This window comes from Accumulibacter sp., from assembly GCF_023806565.1.
In the GTDB taxonomy this organism is placed as follows: Bacteria; Pseudomonadota; Gammaproteobacteria; order Burkholderiales; family Rhodocyclaceae; genus Accumulibacter.
In genome coordinates, this window is record NZ_JAMTDV010000080.1 from 1 (window position 1) to 7,071 (window position 7,071).

The following is a 7,071-nucleotide window of genomic DNA, read 5'->3' on the forward strand; positions in this document are numbered from 1 at the left end:
TCGTGTATCCTGTCCACCAGGACAGGATACGATCCGGTGATCGGCAAGACGATCGTCTGATATTGACAAGGAATCCCCATGAACGAATTTTCTTCTCTCCTGCAGCAGGGTAACGCCTGGCTGTTCGTTCCCAGCGCCATTCTGCTCGGCGCGCTGCACGGTCTCGAGCCCGGCCATTCGAAAACGATGATGGCGGCTTTCATCGTGGCGATACGCGGCACGGTGACGCAGGCGGTTCTGCTTGGATTGTCGGCGACGATTTCGCACACTGCCGTCGTCTGGGCCGTGGCGATGGCGGGTCTGTATTTCGGGCGCAACTGGAATACCGAGGTGACCGAGTCGTATTTCCAGTTGGCTTCCGCCGTGCTCATCGTCGGCGTAGCGCTGTGGATGATGTGGCGGACGTGGCGACAGGGGCGGGCAGTGCACGATCACGATCATGCCCATGAGCATGACCACTCCCATGAGCACGATCATCCGCATGCGCACGACCATGGTCACGACGAAAGCAAGCGGATAGACACCGGCCACGGCGTCGTCCGGCTGGAGATCTTCGAGCAAGGGGTACCGCCGCGCTTCCGCCTGTATCGGGAAAGTCTCCACGGCCATCACTGGACAGCCGAGCAGGTGAGGGTGGAAACGGAAAGGGCCGACGGCAGCCGGCAGGTCTTCACTTTCGTGCAGTGCGACGGTTTTGTCGAGTCGGCGCAGGAGATTCCCGAACCGCATGAGTTCGTCGCTCGCCTGCGCCTCGGGCACGAGCATCACAGCCACGACTATGACGTCGAGTACGTCGAGCACGATCACGCGCATCACGCGATTTCCGACTACGAGGGGCTGGACGTATCGGCACCCGGTTATCAGGACCCGCACGAGCTGGCACACGCCAACGACATTCGTCGCCGCTTCGCCAATCGCGACGTGACCACCGGCCAGATCGTCGTATTCGGACTGACCGGCGGGCTGATTCCCTGTCCGGCGTCGATCACCGTGCTTCTGCTCTGCCTGCAACTCAAGGAAGTGGCGCTCGGCGCAGCGCTGGTCCTCTGCTTCAGCGTCGGGCTGGCGCTGACGATGGTGGCTTCCGGCGCGCTGGCGGCCCTGAGCGTGAAACACGTCAGCAGTCGCTGGAGCGGATTCGGAGAGTTTGCCCGGAAAGCGCCGTATTTTTCGGGCGTGCTGATCCTCTGCGTCGGTTTCTATGTCGGCTACCAGGGCTTGCGCGCCGTGGCCTGACCTTCGCAAGTCCTGGCCGTCGAGCTTGGGCAAACGGGCGGGCCTCGCAGCGGACGGGGCAGGGCGTTTCGCGTGTGGTGAGCAGGCGGTCGGGCGCGGAAAGGCGCCGGGGGCGGCGACTCAGGCAGAACTCGTGCCAGCGCCGCCCCGACATTGCCCTGTGAATCCGCGTGCGCTGCCACGCCGCTCATTCGGTAAGCAGTTCCCTCCAGGATATGCGGCGCGCTGCTTCGGGCAGTGGCGGTGTCGGAATTTCCGCCGGCTGGATTGCCGGCTGATCGGTGCGGGTGAGGCCGTAGAGCTTGTCGTTGGTCAGCACCACCACCGCCGCCCTGGTTGCCAGTGCATCGGCGATCTTGACTCCGGCGACACCGCTGGTCCCTTCAATCGCTTCGCCGGTCCGGTAATCGAGGTCGTAACGGAAGCTGACGGCCTTGGGCACGCAAGCTCCGCCGTCCAGCGGGCGGTTGGTGGTGAACACGACGCTGCCGCGAACCAGGCTGGGGTCGGTATTTATCTGCTCTCCATCGCCGGGAAAGTCGACGTACCAGCCGTCGTTGCCGCTGCCGAAGGCCTCCTTGATCGCCTGTTGCGTAGTGTTTTCCACTCGCGCCTGATAGTCTTCGTCGCTCTCGCCCGGATTTTTTGGCAGGGCGGGCATCGTCGTCGCTGCCTGTCCCTGCACGCAGATGATGACGCCGGCAGGACAACTGCCCGTTCCCAGCGAGCGCGCGGTGAAGTGGTTGTTCACGGAACGTGGGTTGCCGTAGTCGGTGTCGGTCAGCGGATCCTTGACCGCATAGAACGAATCCTTCGGAAACTTCGGCACCGTGTCGTGAATCCGCTTGAAGTCGCTCGGGCCGAGCAGCCTGCCGGTGCCGACAAAGACGACCGGATGATTCTTGACCTTGCCGAGTTCGGGCTTGCTGGTGATTGGCTGCGGGTTGCCGTCCACATCCTGTAGCGTCGCCAGTCGTTGCGCGTCGTACACCTTCGGATCGGAAACCACCGGGATGACCCCGTTGATGTCAAAACGCCAGAGATTGCCGAACAGATCGCCACCGTAGACGCGTTCGGCTGTGTTGTTTACGTCCGGGAAGTTGGCCCAGGCCGAGATTTTCGCCAGACCGCTGGGCGTCGTCCTGTCGCCGGCACTGGTCGCGATGGTGCCATCGCCGTTGATCGAACTGATCGGTTCACCGGTGTTGGCATTCAGAATGAACAGGCGACCGACGCCATCGCCAGGTCCGACATTGTTGTAACCCGAGGCAAACATGACGACCCAGGTGCCATCCTTGAGCTTGCTTATCACCGGGTTGCCGTAAGTGTAGCCGAGGTTGTCATCGATGAATTCCCACAATGCCTTGGGATGGTCTGGATCGGTGATGTCCAGCGCATAGTAGCCGCGACCGCCGTCGTTGAGACCGCCGACCAGGATCGTTTTCCAGACGTCGGTACTGCTCGCGCTGAGACAGTTGGCAGCGCTGTCGGCGCAGATGTCGCCGACTACCGGGGTGCCATCGACCGTGAATTGGTGTTTGCCGGCGTAGGTCTTGTCGGCCAGCTTGTACAGCCTAGGGAAAATCAGTGCAGGAACGTAGGCCCAGGCCTCATTTCCCGTATCGGCCGCGAAGGCATGCAGCATGCCGTCGTTGGCACCGACGTAAAGCATCGCCTTCCGGTCCTTCTTGGCGAGTTTGAATTCGGCATACTGTTTGTCGACGTAGTTCCACTGCGGCGCCTGCACATAGACCACCTCCGAGCCGACGATGTCGCCGAGCGGCCGGTGCAGACCGCTGTCGGCACTCGTCCGCGTGCGGTAATACTTGGAAAGATCGTCCAGGGCGCCTTCGTAAGTGGCATCGCCGCGCAGGAAATTGAGCAGATTCGCGCCGCCGGCGGCGGTCTTCTCCGGATCCTTCAGGCAGGTTACCCCGCTATCGCAGAGTTGCGACAGATCGTTGATGTACGGCGCGCTGAGATAGGCCTGCTGCTGGGCAGAGAGACTGGCCCAGACAAAGGGCAGCAACGCCTTGTTGGCGGAATCGAAGGTATAGATCGTACGATCGGCCGGCGCCTTCTGGCGCAACTGGTCTTCGGCAGACCAGACGATGTTCGCCGAGATCACTCCGGTGTCGCCGTTGATCGTCCGTTTGTCGACCTCGCCGGCCCACACGCCGACTTCAAAGGAGACTTCGTAGATCGCGTTATTGTCGCCGGCGACCAGGTTGGGAGAAGGAACGGTGACCGCGGTCAGCGATCCCTTGGCAGTACTGATGTCGGCGAGTGCGCTGCTGATGCCGGCAGCGAGCGCGGAAGGGTCGCGGGCGCTGAAATAGGTGCCGCGTCCATTGACCGCCGCGTGCCAGAGGTCGTCGATATTGGTCTGCGAATTGACGGCCGGCGGCGGCCAGTCGCAATTGCCGCCGGTTTGCCACGAGCAGATGCCGTTGTCCGGATCGGGAGTCACTCCGCCGAGGATGCTGCCAAAGTCGGTTCCGTCTCCCGCCTTTGCCTTCTGGTAATCGGCGGCGTACTGCATCAGGCCGTTGGCGCCTAGGCCGAGGGTATAGGTGAGCATCCTCTGGCCATCGGTGTCGGGACCGTCCGGTGGGCCGCACACACTCGACTTGCTGGCGTCGCCATTGGGTGCGCAGTTGTGCAGCGCGTCGGTTCGCAGGTCGGTCATGTAGTAGTACTGCGCGACGTCGGCCAGCGTGTTCGGCGTCGGAGCGCGCGCGGAAGAACTGCAAGTGGTCTTCCAGCACTGGTCGGAGGGGACGGAGGCGGGGCAGCCCTGCGGGTCCTGCGGCTGGCAGAAATCCACCGCTGTCGTATTGGTCTCGGTCGAGCAGTGAGTGGCCACCCAGTCGTTGCCTTTGTCGGCTATCTGGTCGACAAACTTGCAGTCCGAGACATACTGACTGGTTCCGGTCCGAGGATCGCACCTGTAAGTGGTGATCAGCCCCGTGGCATCGGTTGTGCTCGTGGCTTTGCAGGTGTCGGGAAAGTCGAACGGAGCCCAGTCGCTGACCAAACGCGTATACCCACAATAATAATACTCTCGCGTCGCATCGATGAGTTTACTGTCGCAGCTGGCGACATCCTGATATTCACTATACCCGTAGGAGCAGTCGTACGTCGGAGGAACGGAAACGTCCGCGGTGCACGAATCGACTTTTTGGTAAGCGCCCCAGATTTGTTGGCAGGTCTTTCCTTCGGCGCTCTGTGGGCAGCTTGGGTCGGGTTTCCACGTTCCGCCAGTCGAACACTCGGTGGTGGAGTCGGCGACGCACGCTCCCGGAGCGACCACAACCCAGGGTGTGTAGCAGTCTCTCCTCGGTGCGCTCTGGCTGTAAGACGGGTCGTCGGCTGGGCAAGTGTATTGGGGGTCGGTCGCTGGCCAGACGTAATGGCAGCTCGCGAGATCGGTGCATTGTGCGGTGTTGACCCAGATAGAGGTCAGCGCCGTGCACTGAATGTCAGTCTTCGATGCGGTGTCACTACTCAATGGTACCGGACGGTTCTGGTAACCGGTGACCGACGTACAGCTGCTGACCGTCGAGCTGGCAGGGGAAAGCGCCTGGCATTGCGTCTCAGTTGCGTCTTTCTTGGTGGCCACGCACTGGTCTGTGTCGGCCCAGGGGGTCCAGGTCCGGCCGTTGTCATTGGTGGATTTCTGCTGAATCTGTGTCACGGTTTTGGTGAACTGCGGCGTAAGCTGCTGCAGCTGGCCGGTTTGAGTTAACTTCTTCCGCTGGTTTGCCTCGCTAGTCAGCGATATCCAATACGAGAACGTCGACTTTGTCCGATAAAAATACCAACGCTGCGATTGCTCGGTTTTCTGCGAGCGCTGTGTTTGTGGCGTGGTAGTCAGCAGGATCCGGCTGAGCGTCTGGTACGCCTGCGTTCCGCCACCGTCGAGCTGCGGCCGCGAAACCGTCGGGGTGACTTCAGCACCGTCCTCGTCGTCCATCGTGCTGGCGTCGAGCTTGAAGCCGTCTCCTGTCGTCCAGTAGCCGTCGGTGGACAGGATCGTCGCGTTCTTCTGGCAGTAATACTGTACCGGATCGGTGACCGCGACGCCGTTGATGCTTTGCCCGTTGTACTTGCCCGCGTACAGATAGCCTGCCCTGGAAAGCGTCGCGCGCAGCGGCGTGTCCTTGTCGGGAAGCGCAGCGAACAGCTTGTCGTACCAGGCTTTCTTTTGCGCCGCAGCAAAATCGTCGATGTTCAGGAAATCGGTACCACCATTGTTGTTGGTGGTCAGGTAGCCGACTCGGCGGGTCGAGTCGATCTTCGACAACGACTGGCTGGCGGCGGTCTTCATCGCCTGCATGCGCGTATGGTAGTAAGCCCACCAGTTGCCATAGTTGGTCATTTCCTGCTCCCAGGTGCAGGTCTTGTCCTTGGCGCCGCTGCAGTCGGTGCGGGCAGGCGAGTTGGCGTAGGCGTAGCTCGGGATGCTGCTGGTGATCACCGTCAGCATCACGTCCCCTGGCGCCTGATTGCTTCCGCTGCGAGCGAACTTGCTCGTGCTGATGTTTGCACTCTTGACCAGCACGGGAGTCACGTCGGTCGCGAAAGCCGCCGGCGCGCTGATCGTTACGACTCCCGGTTTGGCGGGGTCGGTGCTGGCCCGGTAGCCGACCGTCTGGCAGTTGCCCGTAAGGCCGAAGCTGCATGCGTTGATCGCCGTCGCCAGGTCGCTGGCCAGCGTCGCCGCGTCGAGTCCGGAGGCCGTCCGCGACAGGAGCTCCTGGCTGTTGACCTTGATGCTGTCGACCGACCCTCCACCGGTGATAGTAAGCAGACTCGTCTGCGGTTCCGGCATGCGCGGGTAGCGGAATCTGCCGTCGGTTTGCGTTGCCCGGCAGCTTCCCGCGGCGGGGCTCAGGGTCTGCGCCGCCTCCTGGCTCGAACACCAGCGAAGTGTGGCGGGAAAGGGGTAGCTGGCGCTTGCTGCGTTCGCTGCGGTGCAGGTTCGCAGCGTGCGGTCCGTGCAGTATTCACCAGCAACCGTCGTGTAATAGTAGGCAGCGCGCTGCAAGTTGCTCTTGGCCGACCGCTGATCGAAACCGTTATCGACCACCAGGCTCCACGCGGCCGTCGCGGCGCTCGTCTGGCTCGGATAGCTTGTCGTGTCGACCGCGCCGTCGGCAGTGAAATACGCTGGCGGGCTGTAGAGCACTGCCGGGTTGTAGGCAATGCCATTGAATCCGGCATTCCTGCTGCGATACTCCGGGTTTTTTTGCGGATTGGAGTCTGCCCAATCGGGGAGATAGTCCCACGCCATGCTGCCCGAATCGTCGAGGATGAACAGGATGTTCGGGAAAATCTGCACCTGCGATGCGCCCGACAAGGGCGCCGTCGCGAGGTCGGTGCTGGCCGCCTGCGCTCCGCTGACGATGGCGAGCAAGGCAAACAGGGAGCGGGTAGTGACGATCAGTGGAAAGGTCTTCATGGCAAACTCCTGAAAACGGGTACGGCTTGCGGCACCGAGCCGGCCGCGTCAGAGGGCGATGACGGTCTGGACGTAGTTGACGGTTCGGCGCGGACCCTCGATGCGTGTCGTGATCCGGTAATACACCTGCTTGGTCGCGGCCGGAGCCACTGCGCCGGCGCTCTGGCTGCCACCGCTGCTGGCGCTCGGTGGCGGTTGCGTGCATGGGTTGGCGGCGGTATTCGGCTTGCCGGTCGTGGCGCAGAGCCGATGGATGACATAGCAGACCGTGTTGCCGGCGACGTCGGGCTGGGCATTGGCGCAGGTGGCGCCGGCTGGGCTTGCCGCCACTGCCTTGGCTGCCAGCGTGCTGTTCCAGAAGGCATCCCAGG

General features: G+C 62.4%; 2 protein-coding genes and 1 pseudogene. 1 reads left to right on the top strand and 2 read right to left on the bottom strand.

What is annotated here, in order from left to right; translation table 11 throughout:
* The first annotated feature begins 78 nt into the window (after positions 1-78).
* Positions 79-1,236 (top strand): nickel/cobalt efflux protein RcnA, encoded by a 1,158-nt coding sequence (locus NFV80_RS09115; protein WP_295328378.1) that lies wholly within the window; start codon positions 79-81, stop codon positions 1,234-1,236.
* Between the two features lie 187 nt (positions 1,237-1,423).
* Here the strand turns inward: NFV80_RS09115 and NFV80_RS09120 are convergent, their stop codons facing one another.
* Both NFV80_RS09120 and NFV80_RS09125 read right to left on the bottom strand, forming a co-directional pair.
* Entirely contained in the window at positions 1,424-6,700 is a 5,277-nt protein-coding gene (locus tag NFV80_RS09120; RefSeq protein WP_296758454.1) for a PilC/PilY family type IV pilus protein, read from the bottom strand.
* Between the two features lie 48 nt (positions 6,701-6,748).
* Positions 6,749-7,071 (bottom strand): annotated as a pseudogene (locus NFV80_RS09125) (hypothetical protein); the annotation flags it as partial.

What these genes read in the sequence shown, in the direction of transcription:
- NFV80_RS09115 (WP_295328378.1), top strand. Translation starts at nt 79, where the DNA reads ATGAACGAATTTTCTTCTCTCCTGCAGCAGGGTAACGCCTGGCTGTTC.
- NFV80_RS09120 (WP_296758454.1), bottom strand. Translation starts at nt 6,700, where the DNA reads ATGAAGACCTTTCCACTGATCGTCACTACCCGCTCCCTGTTTGCCTTG.